The organism is Pseudomonas sp. B26(2017) (assembly GCF_002113045.1).
GTDB lineage: Bacteria > Pseudomonadota > Gammaproteobacteria > Pseudomonadales > Pseudomonadaceae > Aquipseudomonas.
Window position 1 is genome coordinate 283,624 of the sequence record NZ_NEJJ01000007.1, and the last position, 18,796, is coordinate 302,419.

An 18,796-nucleotide genomic window follows, 5' to 3' on the forward strand; every position below is an offset into this window, starting at 1 on the left:
TGTCTGGTGAAGGGCCTGGAACGGCAGTGTTCAGAACAGCCGGGCGAGCAGCGCAGTGACGGCGGTTTCGACCCGCAGGATACGCTCGCCGAGTTGCACCGGTTGCAGGCCGGATTTGGCCAGCAGGTCGATTTCGTAGGGAATCCAGCCACCTTCGGGGCCGATTGCCAGGGTTACCGGTTCGCTGAGCGCGCGGGGGCAAGGCGGGAAGTTGCCCGGATGGCCGACCAGACCGAGGGTGCCGTCGGTAATGGCCGGCAGGCGATCTTCGACGAACGGCTTGAAGCGCTTCTCGATGATGATTTCCGGCAGAACGGTATCGCGGGCCTGTTCGAGGCCGAGGATCAGTTGTTCGCGGATCGCTTCCGGCTCCAGGAACGGCGTCTGCCAGAAGCTTTTCTCGACCCGGTAGCTGTTGACCAGAATCACCTTCGACACGCCCATCGTCGCTACGGTCTGGAACACCCGGCGCAGCATCTTCGGGCGGGGCAGGGCGAGTACCAGGGTCAGCGGCAGTTTGGCCGGCGGTGGTTGGTCGAGGGTGACTTGCAGTTCGGCTTCGCCCGCTTCCAGACGCAGCAACTCGGCCGAGCCCATCAACCCGTTGATGCGTCCGACCCGCAGGCTGTCGCCGACTTCCGAGCGGTGGACTTCCTGCATGTGGGTCAGGCGCCGATCACGCAGCACGACACGGTCGGCCGCGATGAAGTCGGCTTCTTCGAGCAGCAGCAGGTTCATGGCTGAGTCGCTGGCGGCTGGTCGTTATGATCGTCGACGGTTTCTTCCGGACGCTCGCGCTTGCTCACCAGGCTGCCGAACAGGATGCCGACTTCGAACAGCATCCACATCGGCACGGCCAGCAGGGTCTGGGAGAAGATGTCCGGCGGGGTCAGGATCATGCCGACCACGAAGCAGCCGATGATCACGTACGGTCGGATCTTCTTCAGGTATTTGACGTCGACCACACCGATCCACACCAGCAGCACCACGGCCACCGGGATTTCGAACGCCACGCCGAAGGCGAAGAACAGCGTCATGACGAAGTCGAGGTAACTGGTGATGTCGGTCATCATTTCCACGCCGGCCGGGGTGGCCGAGGCGAAGAACTTGAAGATCAGCGGGAACACGAAGAAGTAGGCGAACGCCATGCCGGTGTAGAACAGCAGGATGCTGGAAATCAGCAACGGCACCGCGACGCGCTTTTCATGCTTGTACAGGCCCGGTGCGATGAACCCCCAGATCTGATGCAGGATCACCGGAATCGCCAGGAACAGCGAGACCATCATCGTCAGCTTCAGCGGCGTCAGGAACGGCGACGACACGTCGGTGGCGATCATCGTCGCGCCGGCCGGCAGGTACTGGCGCAGCGGCGTCGAGACGAAGGTGTAGATCTGCTGGGTGAAGGCAAACAGCCCGGCGAAGATGATGAAGATCGCCGCCACGCAACGCAGCAGGCGGGTGCGCAACTCGGTGAGGTGCGAAACCAGCGGCATGTGCTGGTCGTTTTCGGGGAGATCGCTCATGGGGCTCGCGGAGGCTGTGTTGGGTCGTGAGGGGCTGGCGTGGTTGGCGCAGCCGCAGGTGCTACGGGTTCGATCGGTTTCATGACCGGGGCAGCTTCAGCGGCTGCGGCAGAAACGTGCTCGACGCTCGCCGGTGCATGAATCGTTTGCTCAGCGACAGGCGGTGTTGGCGTCTGGTCTGCCGCCGGCTGCACGGGCGTCGGCTCCTGCTGAACCGGTGGCGTGAAGATTTTCCGCGCCTCCTGCTCCAGCGACAGGATGTGCTCGTTGTGCAGTTGCCGACGGATTTCGTCGGCACCGATTTCACGTTCAACTTCCTGTTTGATCGCGTTGAAGCTGCGCTTCAGCCGTCCGACCCACAGGCCGGCGGTGCGCGCAGCACCCGGCAGACGCTCGGGGCCCAGCACCAGCAGAGCCACGAGGCCGACGAGCAGCAGTTCAGAGAAGCTGATACCAAACATTAGTCAGTGCTCACACGTCTTTGCGGATCGGCTCTTCGACTTTCTGCGCCTGCACGTCGATGGTGTGCGGCGGGTTGGCCTGAGCAGTGGCTTGCGGCTGTACCGGTGGAACCGGCTGCGCAGGCGTGACGGTCGGATCGGCCGGCTTTTCGTCGTCGTTCATGGCCTTGCGAAAGCCCTTGATCGACTCGCCAACGTCGGTACCTAGGTTTTTAAGTTTCTTGGTGCCGAACACCAGTACCACGACCACCAGGATGACGATCCAGTGTTTCCAGTCAAAAATGCCCATGTTGCTGTTCCTCTCTAATAGTTGTTCAGGCGGACGGGCGCGAGGCTTTCTCGACGTGTCCGGACAGGCCGAAACGGCGATCCAGTTCATCCAGCACTGCCTGCGGATGCTGCCCCAGCTGGGCGAGCATGACCATGCTGTGGAACCACAGGTCTGCAGTCTCGTAGATCACGTCGCTGCAGTCGCCGCTGACGGCGGCGTCCTTGGCGGCAATGATCGTTTCGACCGATTCTTCGCCGACTTTCTCCAGAATCTTGTTCAGACCCTTGTGATACAGGCTGGCGACATACGAGCTGTCGGCGGCTGCGCCCTTGCGCTCTTCCAGCACCTGAGCGAGGCGGGTCAGGGTGTCACTCATGTTTGTGTCCTGCGGAGTAAATAGCGTGCGGGTCTTTCAGGACCGGGTCGACCGTTTTCCAGTCGCCGTTTTCGAAAACGCGGTAGAAGCAGCTTTGACGGCCGGTATGGCACGCGATGTCGCCGATCTGTTCGACCATCAGGATGATGACGTCGGCGTCGCAGTCCAGACGCATTTCATGCAATGTCTGTACGTGGCCGGACTCTTCGCCCTTGCGCCACAGCTTGCCACGGGAACGTGACCAATAGATGGCACGGTTTTCCGCCGCAGTCAGCTCCAGGGCTTCGCGGTTCATCCAGGCCATCATCAATACGCGTCCGGTCTTGTGATCCTGGGCAATCGCCGGCACCAGGCCATCGGCGTCCCACTTGATCTCGTCCAGCCAGTTTTTCATCTTCGACTCCGACAGCGAACCCACACTTCAATAGTCGGGTTCAGGCGTTGAAACAGTGTGCCAGCCGATCACGGAACTGGCTATCGGCGAACGACCAGATACAAGCCGACGGCCACCATGATCCCGGCAGGCCAATGCCCCAATTCGTTCAGCGGACCACCGGCAGCGAGGATAGTACCTCCCGCCAGATGCGCACTGCCGAGCAGACGCAGGAACCAATCGTCCTTGCGTTTTTTCCACGGTGGCGGCGGGTCGTTGGCGTGGGGCTGGGACATCCTTTCGAGCAGATCGCGGGCCATGTTGGCCAGGTGCGGCAGCTGTTCGAACTGGCTCTGGACGTTGCCGAGCAAGGCTTTCGGGCTGACGCGCTCGCGCATCCAGCGTTCGAGGAACGGCTGCGCGGTGTTCCACAGATCGAGGTCCGGGTACAGCTGACGGCCCAGGCCTTCGATGTTCAGCAGGGTCTTTTGCAGCAATACGAGTTGCGGCTGCACTTCCATGTTGAAGCGGCGCGCGGTCTGGAACAGGCGCATCAGCACCTGGCCAAATGAAATATCTTTTAATGGTTTTTCGAAGATCGGCTCGCACACGGTACGGATCGCCGCTTCGAATTCATTGAGCTTGGTTTCCGCCGGCACCCAGCCCGAATCGATGTGCAATTGCGCCACACGGCGATAGTCGCGCTTGAAGAAGGCGAACAGGTTGCGCGCCAGATAGTCCTGGTCTTCCGGGGTCAGGCTGCCGACGATGCCGCAGTCGATCGCGATGTACTGCGGGCTCCACGGATTGACGGTGCTGACGAAGATGTTGCCCGGGTGCATGTCGGCGTGGAAGAAACTGTCGCGGAACACTTGGGTGAAGAAGATCTCCACGCCGCGTTCGGCGAGCATTTTCATGTCGGTGCGCTGGTCGGCGAGGGTCGCCAGATCGGTCACCTGAATCCCGTAGATGCGCTCCATCACCAGCACTTTCGGCCGGCACCAATCCCAATAGACTTGCGGCACGTAGAGCAGCGGCGAGCCTTCGAAGTTGCGCCTCAACTGACTGGCGTTGGCTGCCTCGCGCAACAGGTCGAGTTCGTCGTAGATGGTTTTTTCATAGTCGCTAACCACGTCCACCGGGTGCAGCAGACGGGCGTCGGCGGAGACCTTCTCGGCGGCGCGGGCGAGGATGAACAGCCACGCCAGATCCTGGGCGATCACCGGTTTCAGGCCCGGGCGGATCACCTTGACCACCACTTCTTCGCCGGTCTTCAGTTGTGCGGCGTGTACCTGCGCCACCGAGGCCGAGGCCAGCGGTTCGACGTCGAAGCGGCTGAACACTTCACTGATCTTTTTGCCCAGTTGTCCTTCGATCAGCTTGACCGACAGCTGCGAATCGAACGGCGGCACGCGGTCCTGCAACAGCATCAGTTCATCGGCGATGTCTTCCGGCAGCAGGTCGCGGCGGGTCGAGAGGATCTGCCCGAACTTGATGAAAATCGGCCCCAGGTCCTGCAACGCCAGGCGCAGGCGTGCGCCACGGCTGAGGTCCAGCGGCTTGCGCGGGAACCAGCGCCACGGCAGGACGTAGCGCAGCGCCAGCAGGAACCACGGCAAAGGCAGATCGAACAGCAAGTCATCGAGGCGGTAGCGGATCACGACGCGCTGGATGCGCAACAGACGGCGGACGGCGAGCAGCTTCATGCGTTATCGCTTGGGTCGAGGGATCGGGAAAGGCGCTCGAAGCGCGCCTCGAGACGTTCCAGATCGAGTTTGATCCGGTCCAGTTCGCTGAAACGGGCTTCGGCTTCGCGCTGCCCGACGAGGGTGCGCGATTCTTCGGCCAGGTATTCAGCGAGGTTCTGGTTGAGGCTGGCAAATCCTTGTTGATACCAGCGGGCGCGGCTGCGCAGGTGGCCGCCGACCAGTTGCGTGGCGACAGGTCCCAGCCAGCGCGAGAGTTCGTACTCCCAGTCCAGCTCCAGGTCCTGCAGCACGCCCGCCAGCTCCAGCAGCACGCCGCTGTCGCCGTCGAGTTCGACTTCCGGCGCGTGCAGCACCGCGGTCTTGTCCTTGCTCAGGGCCAGTTTCACCAGGCTCGAGGCCGGGGCGCGCAGGGTGCAGTCGACGCCGGTTTCCCAGTGGGACGCCAGCATCAGGCCTTCGTCGCTCGGCAGGATGAACAGTTGCAGCGCCGGGCTGCGGCAATCCACGGCAATCACTTTGCCGGTCAGGTGCGCCAGTCTCGGCAGCGCCGTGCTGTCGAGACGCAGCACACGGTTGAGGCCGAGTTCGACGCTGGCGAGCAGCCCGGTCAGCAGCATCAGGGTTTGATGCCGCGGTGCAGGGCGACGATGCCTGCGGTCATGTTGTGATAGGTCACGCGGTCGAAACCGGCGTCGACCATCATCGACTTCAGGGTTTCCTGATTCGGGTGCATGCGGATCGATTCGGCCAGGTAGCGATAGCTTTCCGAGTCGTTGGTGATCAGCTTGCCCATCAGCGGCATGAAGGCGAACGAGTAGGCGTCATAGGCCTTGGACATCAGCGCGTTGGTCGGCTTGGAGAATTCCAGCACCAGCAGGCGGCCGCCGGGCTTGAGCACGCGCAGCATCGAACGCAGGGCGTCTTCTTTATGCGTCACGTTGCGCAGGCCGAAGGCGATGGTCACGCAGTCGAAATGGTTGTCCGGGAACGGCAGCTTTTCAGCGTCGGCCTGGACGAACTCGACGTTGCCCGACACACCGACATCCAGCAGGCGGTCACGACCGACCTTGAGCATGGATTCGTTGATGTCCGCGAGAACGACCTGACCGGTCGGGCCGACCAGGTGCGAGAATTTCTTGGTCAGGTCGCCGGTGCCGCCGGCGATGTCCAGCACGCGGTTGCCGGCGCGTACGCCCGAGAGTTCGATCGCGAAGCGTTTCCACAGACGGTGCATGCCGCCCGACAGAAGGTCGTTCATCAGGTCGTACTTGGCGGCCACGGAGTGGAAAACCTCAGCGACTTTTTCCGCTTTCTGGCTTTCCGGAACGTTTTTGAAGCCGAAGTGAGTGGTGGGTTCGGCATCGCTGCCTTTGCGCTGATCAGTCATATCGCTGTCACCAAAAGAGAATGCGCGACATTCTAATCCCCAAGCCATGCTTTGTCTTGGAATGGCTAAAGGTAAGATGGGCAACCTTCGGGACGATTTGCCGCAGTGGCGGTCAAGATTCGTTGCAGGCATTCATAGCCCCATTCAAAAAGCAGGAGTCATTCGATGGCCCATATCAGTGTTGAGCGTGCCCACAGCCTGGGCAAGGAAGCGGCCCGCGAGAAAGCCGACAAACTGGCGCAGAAACTCTCCGATCAATATGGCCTGGAGCCGCAGTGGTCGGGCGATGTCCTGAACCTCAAGCGTTCGGGCGTGAAGGGCGCGGTGCATGTGGCCGAGGATTCGATTCGGGTCGACGTGGAACTGGGTCTGATGATGTCGGCCATGAGCGGCATGATCAAAGCCGAGATCGAAAAGGCGCTGGATAAAGCGCTGGTCTGATTTCTGCCTGAAATGAAATCTCCCTGTGGGAGCGAGCTTGCTCGCGAATGCGGACTGTCTGCTGACTGAAATGTTGGCTGATACAACGCCTTCGTCGGATCGCCGCCCGGAGCAAGCTCGCTCCCACATTTGTTTTGTGGTGTGCCCACCTGTTTATGTCAGTTGTTAGGGTGCCGTTTCTAATTTTTCTCCCTACTTTGTGCCTGAGCCCGACACTCGTCAGGGCAGTTCCTCAAACCTTCCGCGCGTGAGGTGCACCATGGCCAAAGTCATTTTGAAGAAAAAAATCGACGCTTCGACTTCCGCTCTGAGCGACGTCAAATCCTATGCCCGCAAGATCTGGCTGGCAGGCCTGGGTGCCTACACCAAGGTCGGTCAGGAGGGCAGCGAGTACTTTCAAGAGCTGATCAAGGCTGGTCAAACTGTTGAAAAGAAAGGCAAAAAAGCCGTCACCGAAAAACTCGAAGCGGCCAACGCCGAGATCGATGATGCCAAGAGCGAAGTCAGCTCTTTCAAAGGCCGGGTCGAAGTTCAGCTCGACAAGGTCGAGAAGGCGTTCGACACGCGTGTCGCCAGTGCCTTGAATCGTATCGGCATTCCGTCTAAACATGACGTTGAGGCACTCTCTGCTAAGCTCGATGAGCTGACGGCATTGCTCGAACGCGTCGCGCGTAAATCTTAAGGAGAACGGGATGGCTGGTAAAAAGAACACCGATAAAGAAGGCAGCTCGTGGATCGGAAAAGTCGAAGACTATTCCCGCAAGATCTGGCTGGCTGGTTTAGGCGTGTACTCGAAGATCGACACTGACGGCAGCAAACTCTTCGATACATTGGTCAAAGACGGCGAGAAAGCCGAGAAGCTCACCAAGGCTGCAGTCGGCAAGAAAGTCGATGCTGCCAAGGATTCTGCAAGCTCGGCAAAATCGCGCATCAGCGGCGTGAAAGATCGCGCGCTGGGCACCTGGGATCAACTGGAAGGGGCTTTCGACAAGCGCCTGAACAGTGCGATCTCGCGCCTGGGCGTACCGAGCCGCAACGAGGTGAAGGATCTGCACAAGAAGGTCGATACCCTGACCAAACAGATCGAAAAACTCACCGGCCTGAAAGCTCAGCCTGTCGCGGCCAAAACCGCAGCAGCCAAGCCTGCGGCCAAAACCGCTGCCAAGCCACTGGCTAAAGCCGCCAAACCGGCCGCAAAACCAGCAGCCAAAACTGCTGCCGCCAAGCCTGCTGCGAAAGCCGCGGCCAAACCGGTTGCTGCCAAGGCCGCCGCCAAGCCGGCTGCAAAACCAGCCGCCAAACCTGCGGCCAAGCCAGCAGCGAAAACCGCTGCCGCCAAACCCGCTGCCAAGCCTGCCGCCAAACCGGCTGCGGCGAAAAAACCGGCAGTGAAAAAACCGGCCGCGCCGAAAGCCGCTGCGCCGAAAGCTGCAGCACCAAAACCGGTGACCACACCGCAAGCACTGGCAAGCACGTCGAACTCCGCCTCGGCTCCAACCCCGGCGCCTGCTCCGACTGCTGCATCGACTCCGTCGACGCCGACCAGTCAGTCCTGATTTTTCAGGGCTCAAGAAAACGCCCGGCCTGTGAAGGTCGGGCGTTTTTGTCTGGATGATTTGGAAGCCATCCTTCTCCTCAAAGGAGAGGGCTTTGGCGTTATTCGTGATCTTCGAGGTACTGCCGCGCCATTCTCTCCGTCGCCACCTTCACCGGCGGCAACAGGTGTGGCGCCACCAGCATCATGATCTGATACACCACCAGCCGCACTTCCCCTTCGCGATCGAGAATCCGCTGATAGTCCAGCGAGAACAGCAACGTCATGGTGATCTGCTCCACCAGTTGCCCCAGCGCCTGAGTGTCGCTGACCAGTTGCCCCGACGCCTTCAGCCGCGCCAGCAATGACGCCAGCGTGCGCTTGAGCACGTTGAGGAACTGGCGAATGCCCTTGGCGAGTTTCGGCAGACGTCCGGCCAGGTTCGACAGGTCCTGGAACAGGAAGCGATATTGCGCCAGCCGTTCGACGATCAGGTGCAGGAACAGCCAGTAATCCTCTGGCGCCAGTTCGACATCGGCGGGCGGGTCGAGCAGCGGGGCGAGGTCGTTCTGGAAACGCTCGAACAATCCGAGAATCAGCGGTTCCTTGCCGTGGAAGTGGTAGTAGAGGTTGCCTGGGCTGATCCCCATTTCATTGGCAACCTCCATGGTGGAGACGTTCGGCTCGCCCTTTTCATTGAACAACTGCAGGGCACATTCGAGGATCCGTTCGCTTGTTTTCATCCAGTCTTCTTAAAGGGCTTGAGTCAGTCAGCGCACACGCACATAGGTGCCGGGTGCCGCTTCCATCGGTGGATAATTGGCGTTGCCGAGGGGCATCTGGGTTTCGCGAAGGGTGCCGGAGCGCTGCTGCACCCACTCCAGCCATTGCGGCCACCAGCTGCCTTCGACTTTCCTGGCGTCGTAGTACCAGGCGCGCGGATCACTGCTGAGCTTTCCGTTCTCGACGTAATGGGCTTTCGGGTTGCCCGGCGGGTTGAGGATGCTCTGCACGTGACCGCTGTTGGACAGCACGAAACGCCGCTCACCGCCCAGCAACAGCGTCGAGCGATACACCGCATCCCACGGCGTGATGTGGTCGTTCATGCCGCCCACGCTGAAACTGTCGACCGTGACCTTCTGCAGATCGATCGGCGTGCCGCACACTTCCAGCCCGCCCGGATGGGTCAACGGGTTGTGCTTGAAGAAATCCAGAATGTCGCCGTGAAACGCGGCGGGCAGGCGGGTGCTGTCGTTGTTCCAGTAGAGGATGTCGAACGCCGGCGGCTCCTTGCCCAGCAGGTAGTTGTTGACGAAATAACTCCAGATCAGATCGTTGGGACGCATCCACGCGAACACCTTGGCCATGTCGCGACCGTCCAGCACGCCTTTCTGATAGGAGCGTCGCTTGGCCGCCTCGAGCGTTTGCTCATCGGCGAACAGGGTGGCCGGGGTGTTCATTTCACTGTCGAGCAGACTCACCAGATAAGTGGCGCTGGAGACCCGCCGCAACTGCCGCTTGGCCTGCAGATGCCCTTGCAGCGCTGCGATGGTCAGCCCGCCGGCGCAGGCGCCCACCAGGTTGACCTCGCGAGCGCCGGTGATCGCCCGGCAGATGTTCATGGCTTCTTCCACGGCTTCGACATAGGTCGAGAGGCCCCATTCGCGATGCCGCACATCCGGGTTGCGCCAACTGATCATGAAGGTCTGCAAGCCGTTCTTCAGCGCAAACTGGACGAAGCTGTTGCTCGGGCTGAGGTCGAAAATGTAGTACTTGTTGATTTGCGGCGGCACCACCAGCAGCGGTTTCGAATACTGTTTTTCGCTCATTGGCCGGTACTGGATCAGCTCGAGCATTTCGTTGCGAAACACCACCGAGCCGGTGGTGGTGGCGACGGTCTTGCCGACTTCGAAAGCCTGTTTGGTGACCTGGCGTGGCAGGCCGTCGTTGTGCAGCAAATCATCGAACAGATGACTGAGACCGCGCACCAGACTGTGGCCGCCGGAGTTGAACAGCTCCTTCACCGCCAGCGGATTGAGCAGGGTGTTGGAGGGCGCCACGGCGTCGTTGAGCAGGGTGAAGGCGAAGTGCGCGCGGGCGCGGTCGTCGTCGCTCATGCTGCTCTCGTCGATCCAGCTCTTGACCTGTTTCTGCCAGGCCAGATAAGCCTGAAGGCTGCGCCGATAGAACGGGTTCAGGCTCCACGCCGGATCGGCGAAGCGGCTGTCCTGCGGATTGGTCGGGTGCAGGGTTTCGCCGAGCAGCACGCGTCCGAGCGCGCCTCCCAGCTTCAAGGCGTGTTTTGCACTGTGGATCGGATTGCGCAGCCCGTAAGCCGCCACGCTGCGCAAGGTCGAGACCAGGTCACGACCGCGCAGGCCGGTCATGGCACTCTGTGCATTGATGAACACGGCGGGGCTGGGCACGACGCCCGTCGCTGGTTTGTCACGCATGACTCAACACTCCTTCGTCTTCAGGCCAGAAACAAACACACCGAACCAGAACACCATAGACGCTGTTGCGGGTTGTTGCCTGCGTGGCTCCCTGCCACGCACCTGTGCGGATGCGTTGCAAAACGCTCTCCAGAAATCCGTGCCGGGAGGGTTATCCGCCCAGCGGTGTCGGGTGCGGATGCATCACCGCACGCTGACGTTCCTCCTGGAGGAACTTCATGATGATCGGCGCCACCGCCTCGGCCCGGGTAATCAGGAACAGATGCCCGTCGTCGATGATGTGCAACTGCGCGTTGGGGATTCGCCAGGCGAGCATGCGCATGTTGATCAGCGGGATCAGCGGGTCGTCATCGCCGGCGAGTACCAGCGTCGGCTGGTGGATCTTGTGCAGCCAGTGAATGCTGGTCCAGCCCAGGCCTGCGAACAGTTGCCAGTAGTAGCCGAGCTTGCCCGCCGAGCGCACCTTGGCCGCATGGCTGGCGGCGAGTGTCGGGTCGCGACGGAACGAGCCGCCGTAGATCATCGGGGCGATGCGGATCACATGGGACGGCTGGATGTAGCGCCGTGGGCTGGCCATCATCCACAGCACTTTCGGCTTGCCCGGCACCATCACCGCACCGGCAGCGGTCGCCGCCAGCACCAGCTTCTTGCAGCGCTCGGGATAGTCGTAGGCGAACTGCTGCGCCAGTGCACCACCCCAGGACACGCCGATCACGTTGACCTGTCCGTAGTCGAGGTAATCGAGCATCCGTGCGGTGAGCTTCGCCAGCCCCGGAAAACGGTACGGTCGGCTCGGCGTCGAGGAACCGCCGACACCGGGCACGTCGAAGGCGATCACTTCCAGATCCGGATCCAGCGCCGCGACAAAAGGAAACACCAGCTCCAGGTTGGCGCCGATGCCGTTGAATATCAGCAAGGGCGTCAAGTGAGGCTTGCCGGGGCGGACCGCCGTGCGGATGGTCTGGCCATCGAGCTCGACGGTTCGAAAGATGAACGGGTGCGGCATGCTTCAAGGCCCTGTGGGTGAAATCTCTATCTCATCTTTAACTGTGGGAGCGAGCTTGCTCGCGAAAGCGGCGGATCAGTCGACTTCAATGTTGAATGTCAGTCCGCCTTCGTCGGAACGCCGCCCGGAGCAAGCTCGCTCCCACAGATGTCGGTTACCGCTCGTGAACGTAAGTGCCCGGCGACGCTTCGCCTGCCGGGAACGCCTTGTTGCCCAGCTTCGTCGGTGCCTTTTTCAATTCGCCCGAACGTGCTGCCTGCCAGGCTTGCCAATGCAGCCACCAGGAATCGGCATGCTTGGTCGAATTTTCCTGCCAGTCATCGGCATTGGCGGTCATTTCGTCGCTGGTCATGTAGCGCGATTTCGGGTTGCCCGGCGGGTTCAGAATGCTCTGGATATGCCCGCTGCTGGACAGCACGAACTCCACCTTGCCGCCAAACAGCTGCGCCGACTTGTAGCAGGACTTCCACGGCGTGATGTGGTCGTTGGTGCCGGCCAGCGAGAAGATGTCGGCCGTGACCTTCTTGAGGTCGATCGGCGTGCCGCACACTTCCAGTGCATCGGGGCGGGTCAATGGATTGTTTTTGAACATCTCGATCAGGTCGCCGTGGAACGCGGCCGGCAGTCGAGTCGTATCGTTGTTCCAGAACAGGATGTCGAACACCGGCGGCTCGTTGCCCAGCAGGTAGTTGTTGACCCAGTAGTTCCAGATCAGATCGTTGGGGCGCATCCAGGCGAAGACCTTGGCCATGTCTTTGCCTTCAAGCACACCGGCCTGATAGGAGTGCCGCTTGGCCATTTCCAGCGTCTGCTCGTCGACGAACAACGCGACGTCGCTGTCGAGCGTGGTATCGAGCACGCTGACCAGCAGAGTCAGGGCATTGACCTTGTTTTCACCCGTCGCGGCGTAGTGGCCGAGCAGGGCGGTGCAGGTGATGCCGCCGGAGCAGGCGCCGAGCATGTTGACGTCCTTGCTGCCGGTGATCGCGGTGACCACGTCAACCGCTTCCTTCAAGGCTTCGATGTAAGTCGAGAGGCCCCACTCGCGCTGTTCCTTGGTCGGGTTGCGCCAGCTGACGATGAAGGTCTGCACATTGTTGCGCAGGCAGAAACGCGCCAGGCTCTTGTCCGGGCTCAGGTCGAAGACGTAGAACTTGTTGATCTGCGGCGGCACCACCAGCAGCGGGCGCTCGTGCACTTGCTCGGTGATCGGCTTGTACTGGATCAGTTCCAGCACGTCGTTGCGAAATACCACCGCGCCTTCGGTCACGCCCAGGCTCTTGCCGACTTCGAACGCGCCCATGTTGACCTGGCTCGGCATGCCGCCGTTGTGCACCAGATCCTTGGCCAGATGCGAGAGACCGTCGAGCAAGCTCTTGCCGCCGGTCTCGAAGAAGCGTTTGACCGCCGCCGGGTTGGCCATGCTGTTGGTCGGCGCCATGGCTTCGGTCATCAGGTTGATCACGAAGTGGCCACGCGCGATGTCCTTGGGCGAGAGGCTGCTGTCGTCGATCCAGGCATGGAGTTCCTTGCGCCATGCCAGATAAGTCTGCAGATAACGTTTGTACAGCGGGTTCTGGCTCCACGCCGGATCGACAAAGCGACGGTCATCGCCCGCCGGTTGCAGTTCCGATTTGCCGAACAGCACGTTCTTCAGTTCGAGGCCGAACCGGGTGACGTGCGTGACGCTATGGATCGGTTGTTTGATGGCCTGGGTCAGCACCATTCGAGCAGAGGCCAGCAGATCCTTTCCGCGAAGCCCAACGACAGGATTCAGCCCCAGGGTGTTCTCCGAGGCCTGGTACTTCAAATCATCGTTATTCTTGTTACTCATCTACGACGCTCCATTGTCCTGAGACGAGTACCCGGTTTCTGCTGTGCAGTTCCACAGCCAATGCCAGGTACTACTGCTCGGGTGACCGTTGATTCTGCATAGCTGCTTTACAGTCGTAGAGCACTGCAGGGAACTTGCCAGTTCCATTGGTTACCCGAGATTGATTTTTTTCGCAAGCAGCCGATCCCGGGCCGCTTTAGCGGAGCATTCAAACAGATGAATCTAGAAAATGCCCTCTAAACAGTCCGAGCCGCGGACTAGAGCATCAGCTTGACGACGGACTGATCCGGGTCGCGGGTTTTGCCGGCGGCTTTGAGTTCGGCCAGATAATCCGCCCAGAGTGCGTCATAACGTCGCCCCAGCTCGTACAGGTAATCCCAGGTGAACAGACCGCTGTCGTGACCGTCGTCGAAGGTCAGTTTCAGTGCGTACTGACCGGCCGGTTCTACCTTGGTCAGGCCGACGTGCAGTTTGCCGAATTGCAGGATCGGTTTGCCGTGGCCCTGGACCTCGGCGGAGGGGGAGTGCACGCGCAGGAATTCGGCGGGCAGGGTGTATTCCTCGCCGGACGCGTATTTGAGCGACAGGGTTTTCGAGGCTTTGTGCAGTTTGATGTCGGTGGGGAGTTGGGTCATGGGCTGGCGTCCGAAGTGTGGGCGACCCTTAAGCAAATGTGGGAGCGAGCTTGCTCGCGAAAGCGGTGTGTCAGACAACATTGATATCGACTGACACGGCCTCTTCGCGAGCAAGCTCGCTCCCACAGGGTCCGCTACTACTGTAAGTATGGCTTACAGGATATAACGGGACAGGTCTTCGTTCTGCGCCAATTCGCCCAGGTGGCTGTTGACGTACTCGGCGTCGATCTGGATCGCCGTGTCATCGTGGGCGCTGGCCAGATCGCCGGCACTGAACGACACCTCTTCCAGCAGACGCTCGAGCAGCGTGTGCAGGCGACGGGCACCGATGTTCTCGGTCTTCTCGTTGACCTGCCAGGCGATCTCCGCCAGACGCTTGATGCCTTCGGGCTGGAACTGAATGTTCAGGCCTTCGGTTTTCAGCAGCGCGCAGTATTGCTCGGTGAGCGAGGCGTGCGGTTCACTGAGGATGCGTTCGAAATCCTGCGGGCTCAGGGCCTTGAGTTCAACGCGGATCGGCAGACGGCCTTGCAGCTCCGGCACCAGATCGCTCGGCTTGCTCAGGTGGAAAGCACCGGAGGTGATGAACAGGATGTGGTCGGTCTTGACCATGCCCAGCTTGGTGTTGACGGTGCAGCCTTCGATCAGCGGCAGCAGGTCACGTTGCACGCCTTCGCGGGATACATCGGCACCACCGACATTGCCGCGCTTGGCGACCTTGTCGATTTCGTCGATGAACACGATGCCGTGCTGCTCGACCGCTTCCAGGGCCTTGGCCTTCAACTCTTCTTCGTTGACCAGACGACCGGCTTCTTCATCGCGCACCAGTTTCAGCGCTTCCTTGACCTTGAGCTTGCGGGCCTTCTTCTTGCCCTTGCCCATGTTGGCGAACAGGTTCTGCAACTGGTTGGTCATTTCTTCCATGCCCGGAGGCGTGGCGATTTCGATGCCGGCCATTTCGGCGACTTCGATCTCGATTTCCTTGTCGTCCAGCTGACCTTCGCGCAGGCGCTTGCGGAACAGTTGGCGAGTGTTGGAATCCTGGGTCGGCGCTTCTTCGTTGCCGAAGCCCATGCGTGCCGGTGGCAGCAGGGCGTCGAGGATACGGTCCTCGGCGGCGTCTTCGGCGCGGTGACGAACGCGGGTCATTTCCTGCTCGCGCAGCATCTTGATTGCTGCATCGGCCAGATCACGGATGATCGATTCGACGTCACGGCCGACGTAGCCGACTTCGGTGAACTTGGTCGCTTCGACCTTGATGAACGGTGCGTTGGCCAGCTTGGCCAGGCGACGGGCGATTTCGGTTTTACCGACACCGGTCGGGCCGATCATCAGGATGTTCTTCGGGGTCACTTCAACGCGCAGCTCTTCAGGCAGCTGCATGCGGCGCCAGCGGTTGCGCAGGGCAATCGCGACAGCGCGCTTGGCATCGTCCTGGCCGATGATGTGGCGGTTGAGTTCGTGGACGATTTCGCGGGGAGTCATGGACATAATAATTGACGGTCCTCAAGCAGAAACAAGCCGTGGCACAGGGGCCGCGTCAGGCTTATTCAGCGAGATCCTGCTCCTCAATGGTCTGGGTGTGGTTGGTGAATACACAGATGTCGCCGGCGATGCCGAGAGCGGTCTCGACGATTTCGCGGGCCGACAGGTCGGTCTTCTTCAGCAGGGCGCTGGCGGCGGCTTGCGCATAGGCGCCACCGGAACCCATGGCGATCAGGCCGTCCTCGGGTTCGACCACGTCACCGTTGCCGGTGATGATCAGGGATGCGTCCTTGTTGGCGACCGCAAGCATCGCTTCGAGGCGGCTCAGGGAGCGGTCGGTGCGCCATTCTTTGGCGAGTTCGACGGCAGCGCGGATCAGGTGGCCCTGATGTTTCTCGAGCTGGCCTTCGAAACGTTCGAACAGGGTGAAGGCGTCGGCGGTGGCACCGGCGAATCCGGCAATGACTTCACCGTGGTACAGGCGACGAACTTTCTTCGCGTTGCCTTTCATCACGGTGTTGCCGAGAGAAACCTGGCCGTCGCCGCCCATGACGACTTTGCCGTGGCGGCGGACTGAAACGATGGTGGTCAAGGGAAGAGTCTCCACACTGCGGGGCGAAAATGCCTTATGCCCACTCATATGGGGGTGGTGGAGAGGATTTCAACTGCGGGGCGGGAGAGGGGACGAGCGGTGGTTTGCGCGGGGTCGTTCCCACGCAAAGCAGCGTGATCGTTCCCACGCTCCGCGCGGGAATGCCTCAACGGACGCTCCGCGTCCCTGCGGCAAGGGATGCGGAGGGTCCCGGGCTGCATTCCCACGCAGAGCGTGGGAACGATCAGTGGGGAGTTATCAGCGGCTCTGGCGTTGTTGTAACAACAGGTTGCTGAAGCCCGCGCCCGCCAGTTGTTTCTGGGCGGTGGTCAGTTGTTCGCGGTTGCTGAACGGGCCGACCAGTACGCGGTACCAGGTTTCATCCTTCACCGTCCCGGATTCAACCGCGACCGCCTGGCCGAGCAGAATGATCTGCGCGCGGACCTTGTCGGCATCCGTCTCTTTGCGGAACGAGCCGGCCTGCAGGAAGAATTTGGTCACCGGTGCAGCCTTGGTCACCGGTGGCGCTGGCGGCGGCGTGATCCCGGCCAGTGCCGCCTGCGCGCGCGCCGTGTCGATCTTCGCCGCTTCGGCCGGGGTCACCGGCGTGGTCGGGATCGCCGGCACTTGTGGCGTCGGCAGGGTTTTCTCCGGCACCGCGTCCGGCGGCACGATCACTTCCGATTCCGGCAGCAGGGTGTAGAAGTCGTACTTCGGCTTCACCGGTTGCGTCGGGCTCGGCGGGGTCTTGTTGGCCTCGGCGATCTTGGTGGCTTTCTGTTGTTGCTGTTGCTCGATTTTCTCGCGCTTGACCGTGTCGCTGCCCTTGCCCGGCTCCAGTTTCATCAGGAACACGATGAACGCGCCAACCGTCAGGCCGATGGCCATCCACAGCCAGCCCGGAATCGGCTGCTTCGCTGGAGCTTGGTAACGGCTGGCGCCACGCTTGGGTGCAGGTTTTTTCTTGGCAGCCAACTTACATGCGCTCCAGGGTTTCCAGGCCGAGCAGTTCCAGGCCTTGCTTGAGGGTACGGCCGGTCAGCGCGGCAAGGCGCAGACGGCTTTGCATTTGTGCCGGAGTTTCGGCGGCGAGGATCGGGCAGTTCTCGTAGAAGCTGGAGAACAGGCCGGCAACATCGTACAGGTAGGTGCACAGAGTGTGTGGCGTGCCCTTTTCCGCAACGTTGTTCAGCACTTCACCGAACTGCGCCAGTTTGGCCGCCAGTTCCTGCTCGTGCGCCGCTTCGAGGACGATCTGGCCGTCGACTTCGCTGAAATCCTTGCCCAGTTTGCGGAACACACCGGCCACGCGAGTGTAGGCGTACAGCAGGTACGGCGCGGTGTTGCCTTCGAAGTTGAGCATCAGGTCGAAGTTGAAGCTGTAGTCGCTGGTGCGGTGCTTCGACAGGTCGGCGTATTTCACCGCGCCGATGCCGACCACTTTGGCGATCGAGCGAAGTTCGTCTTCGGCCAGCGTCGGGTTCTTTTCCTTTACCAGGTTGTAGGCACGTTCCTGCGCTTCGGTCAGCAGGTCGATCAGCTTCACGGTGCCGCCGTCACGGGTCTTGAACGGACGGCCGTCGGCGCCGTTCATGGTGCCGAAGCCCATGTGCTCCATTTCCATCGGATGGGTCACGAAACCGGCCTTGCGCGCCACGGCGAACACTTGCTGGAAGTGCAGGGCCTGACGCTGGTCGACGAAGTACAGCGCACGGTCGGCCTTGAGTTTGCCGCTGCGGTAGCGCACGGCGGCCAGGTCGGTAGTGGCGTACAGGTAGCCGCCGTCGGCCTTGACGATGATCACCGGCAGCGGCTCGCCTTCGGCGTTCTTGAATTCGTCGAGGAACACGCACTGGGCGCCGTTGCTTTCAACCAGCATGCCGGCGGCTTTCAGGTCGTTGACCACGTTGATCAGGTCGTCGTTGTAGGCGCTTTCGCCCATCACGTCGGCCATGGTCAGTTTGACGTTGAGCAGTTCGTAGATCTTCTGGCAGTGCGACAGCGAGATGTCCTTGAACTTGGTCCACAGCGCCAGGCACTCGGCATCGCCGGCCTGCAGCTTGACCACCAGGCCACGGGCGCGGTCGGCGAATTCCGGGGACTCGTCGAAGCGCTGCTTGGCGGCGCGGTAGAAGTTTTCCAGGTCCGACAGCTCATCGCTGGTGATCGGGTTTTCCTGCAGGTACGCCATCAGCATGCCGAACTGGGTGCCCCAGTCGCCGACGTGGTTCTGACGGATCACGGTATCGCCGAGAAACTCCAGCACACGGGCCACGCCGTCGCCGATGATGGTCGAGCGCAGGTGACCGACGTGCATCTCTTTGGCCAGGTTCGGCGCCGACAGGTCGACCACGGTGCGTTGCGCCGGGCCGGCCTTGCGCACGCCGATGTGATCATCGGCCAGGGCGGCGTCGAGGCGCGAGGCCAGCGCCTGGGTGTTCTGGAAGAAATTGATGAAACCAGGGCCGGCGATTTCGGCCTTGGTGACGTTCTCGTCGGCCGGCAGGGCGGCGATGATTTTTTCTGCCAGGTCACGCGGCTTCATGCCCGCAGGCTTGGCCAGCATCATCGCGATGTTGCTGGCGAAGTCGCCGTGGGTCTTGTCCCGGGCGTTTTCCACCTGGATCGCCGGCGTCAGGCCTTCAGGCAACACACCTTCGTTGACGAGTTGGGTGAGGGCTTGTTGGATCAGCTGGCGAATGGTGTCTTTCATGGT

Annotated in this window: 21 protein-coding genes; 3 read left to right on the forward strand and 18 right to left on the reverse strand. The window is 61.2% G+C overall.

Translation table 11 applies throughout. From position 1 onward, the window contains the following. Window positions 1–30 precede the first annotated feature (30 nt). The 9 genes from CAF79_RS13040 to ubiE form a co-directional block, all read right to left on the reverse strand. Window positions 31–738 (reverse strand): 16S rRNA (uracil(1498)-N(3))-methyltransferase, encoded by a 708-nt coding sequence (locus CAF79_RS13040; RefSeq protein WP_085698098.1) that lies wholly within the window; start codon window positions 736–738, stop codon window positions 31–33. Further along, entirely contained in the window at window positions 735–1,523 is a 789-nt protein-coding gene (gene tatC, locus CAF79_RS13045) for a twin-arginine translocase subunit TatC (protein ID WP_085698099.1), read from the reverse strand. Before tatC ends, CAF79_RS13040 begins: the two co-directional genes overlap by 4 nt. Beyond that, window positions 1,520–1,984 (reverse strand): Sec-independent protein translocase protein TatB, encoded by a 465-nt coding sequence (gene tatB, locus CAF79_RS13050; RefSeq protein WP_085698100.1) that lies wholly within the window; start codon window positions 1,982–1,984, stop codon window positions 1,520–1,522. Before tatB ends, tatC begins: the two co-directional genes overlap by 4 nt. Before the next feature lie 10 nt (window positions 1,985–1,994). Continuing rightward, window positions 1,995–2,273, reverse strand: coding sequence for a twin-arginine translocase TatA/TatE family subunit (locus tag CAF79_RS13055; RefSeq protein ID WP_007952423.1), 279 nt, complete (start codon window positions 2,271–2,273; stop codon window positions 1,995–1,997). 25 nt (window positions 2,274–2,298) lie between these two features. Beyond that, the gene (locus tag CAF79_RS13060; protein WP_007952422.1) at window positions 2,299–2,631 is read right to left on the reverse strand and encodes a phosphoribosyl-ATP diphosphatase; all 333 of its coding nucleotides are present in this window, start codon (window positions 2,629–2,631) and stop codon (window positions 2,299–2,301) included. Then, entirely contained in the window at window positions 2,624–3,025 is a 402-nt protein-coding gene (hisI, locus tag CAF79_RS13065) for a phosphoribosyl-AMP cyclohydrolase (protein WP_007909357.1), read from the reverse strand. Before hisI ends, CAF79_RS13060 begins: the two co-directional genes overlap by 8 nt. 80 nt (window positions 3,026–3,105) lie before the next feature. Further along, the gene (gene ubiB / locus CAF79_RS13070) at window positions 3,106–4,710 is read right to left on the reverse strand and encodes a ubiquinone biosynthesis regulatory protein kinase UbiB (RefSeq protein WP_085698101.1); all 1,605 of its coding nucleotides are present in this window, start codon (window positions 4,708–4,710) and stop codon (window positions 3,106–3,108) included. Further along, window positions 4,707–5,330 (reverse strand): SCP2 domain-containing protein, encoded by a 624-nt coding sequence (locus CAF79_RS13075; RefSeq protein WP_007952419.1) that lies wholly within the window; start codon window positions 5,328–5,330, stop codon window positions 4,707–4,709. Before CAF79_RS13075 ends, ubiB begins: the two co-directional genes overlap by 4 nt. Next, window positions 5,330–6,100, reverse strand: a complete 771-nt coding sequence (gene ubiE, locus CAF79_RS13080) for a bifunctional demethylmenaquinone methyltransferase/2-methoxy-6-polyprenyl-1,4-benzoquinol methylase UbiE (RefSeq protein WP_007952418.1) — start codon at window positions 6,098–6,100, stop codon at window positions 5,330–5,332. The genes CAF79_RS13075 and ubiE overlap by 1 nt, the downstream gene beginning before the upstream one ends. A 165-nt stretch (window positions 6,101–6,265) precedes the next feature. On the opposite strand from ubiE, the gene CAF79_RS13085 reads away from it, so the two are divergent. The 3 genes from CAF79_RS13085 (at window position 6,266) to CAF79_RS13095 (ending at window position 8,097) form a co-directional block, all read left to right on the forward strand. Beyond that, window positions 6,266–6,541 carry a polyhydroxyalkanoic acid system family protein gene (locus CAF79_RS13085; protein WP_007952417.1) on the forward strand — a complete coding sequence of 92 codons (276 nt, stop codon included), beginning with the start codon at window positions 6,266–6,268 and terminating at the stop codon, window positions 6,539–6,541. A gap of 259 nt (window positions 6,542–6,800) precedes the next feature. After that, window positions 6,801–7,223 (forward strand): phasin family protein, encoded by a 423-nt coding sequence (locus tag CAF79_RS13090; RefSeq protein ID WP_085698102.1) that lies wholly within the window; start codon window positions 6,801–6,803, stop codon window positions 7,221–7,223. Between the two features lie 10 nt (window positions 7,224–7,233). Next, window positions 7,234–8,097: a phasin family protein gene (locus CAF79_RS13095; protein WP_085698103.1), complete on the forward strand. Its 864-nt coding sequence runs from the start codon at window positions 7,234–7,236 to the stop codon at window positions 8,095–8,097. 100 nt (window positions 8,098–8,197) lie between these two features. On the opposite strand, the gene CAF79_RS13100 is transcribed toward CAF79_RS13095, so the two are convergent. The 9 genes from CAF79_RS13100 to argS all read right to left on the reverse strand — a co-directional run bounded on the left by CAF79_RS13100 (window position 8,198) and on the right by argS (window position 18,793). After that, window positions 8,198–8,818 (reverse strand): TetR/AcrR family transcriptional regulator, encoded by a 621-nt coding sequence (locus CAF79_RS13100; RefSeq protein WP_085698104.1) that lies wholly within the window; start codon window positions 8,816–8,818, stop codon window positions 8,198–8,200. Between the two features lie 27 nt (window positions 8,819–8,845). After that, the gene (gene phaC, locus CAF79_RS13105) at window positions 8,846–10,528 is read right to left on the reverse strand and encodes a class II poly(R)-hydroxyalkanoic acid synthase (RefSeq protein ID WP_085698105.1); all 1,683 of its coding nucleotides are present in this window, start codon (window positions 10,526–10,528) and stop codon (window positions 8,846–8,848) included. Window positions 10,529–10,679: 151 nt separating this feature from the next. Further along, window positions 10,680–11,534, reverse strand: a complete 855-nt coding sequence (gene phaZ / locus CAF79_RS13110) for a poly(3-hydroxyalkanoate) depolymerase (RefSeq protein ID WP_007952412.1) — start codon at window positions 11,532–11,534, stop codon at window positions 10,680–10,682. 154 nt (window positions 11,535–11,688) lie between these two features. Next, window positions 11,689–13,368 carry a class II poly(R)-hydroxyalkanoic acid synthase gene (phaC, locus tag CAF79_RS13115; protein WP_085698106.1) on the reverse strand — a complete coding sequence of 560 codons (1,680 nt, stop codon included), beginning with the start codon at window positions 13,366–13,368 and terminating at the stop codon, window positions 11,689–11,691. 257 nt (window positions 13,369–13,625) lie between these two features. Further along, a complete protein-coding gene (locus CAF79_RS13120) occupies window positions 13,626–14,003 on the reverse strand; it encodes a gamma-butyrobetaine hydroxylase-like domain-containing protein (protein ID WP_085698107.1) in 378 nt (125 codons plus the stop codon). A gap of 153 nt (window positions 14,004–14,156) precedes the next feature. Further along, window positions 14,157–15,494: an ATP-dependent protease ATPase subunit HslU gene (gene hslU, locus CAF79_RS13125; RefSeq protein ID WP_085698108.1), complete on the reverse strand. Its 1,338-nt coding sequence runs from the start codon at window positions 15,492–15,494 to the stop codon at window positions 14,157–14,159. Between the two features lie 55 nt (window positions 15,495–15,549). Continuing rightward, complete coding sequence (hslV, locus tag CAF79_RS13130) at window positions 15,550–16,080, reverse strand: ATP-dependent protease subunit HslV (RefSeq protein ID WP_039772440.1); 531 nt, start codon at window positions 16,078–16,080, stop codon at window positions 15,550–15,552. Window positions 16,081–16,338: 258 nt separating this feature from the next. Next, complete coding sequence (locus CAF79_RS13135) at window positions 16,339–17,055, reverse strand: SPOR domain-containing protein (RefSeq protein ID WP_011332070.1); 717 nt, start codon at window positions 17,053–17,055, stop codon at window positions 16,339–16,341. A gap of 1 nt (window position 17,056) precedes the next feature. Next, window positions 17,057–18,793, reverse strand: coding sequence for an arginine--tRNA ligase (gene argS, locus CAF79_RS13140; RefSeq protein ID WP_085698109.1), 1,737 nt, complete (start codon window positions 18,791–18,793; stop codon window positions 17,057–17,059). Window positions 18,794–18,796 lie beyond the last annotated feature (3 nt).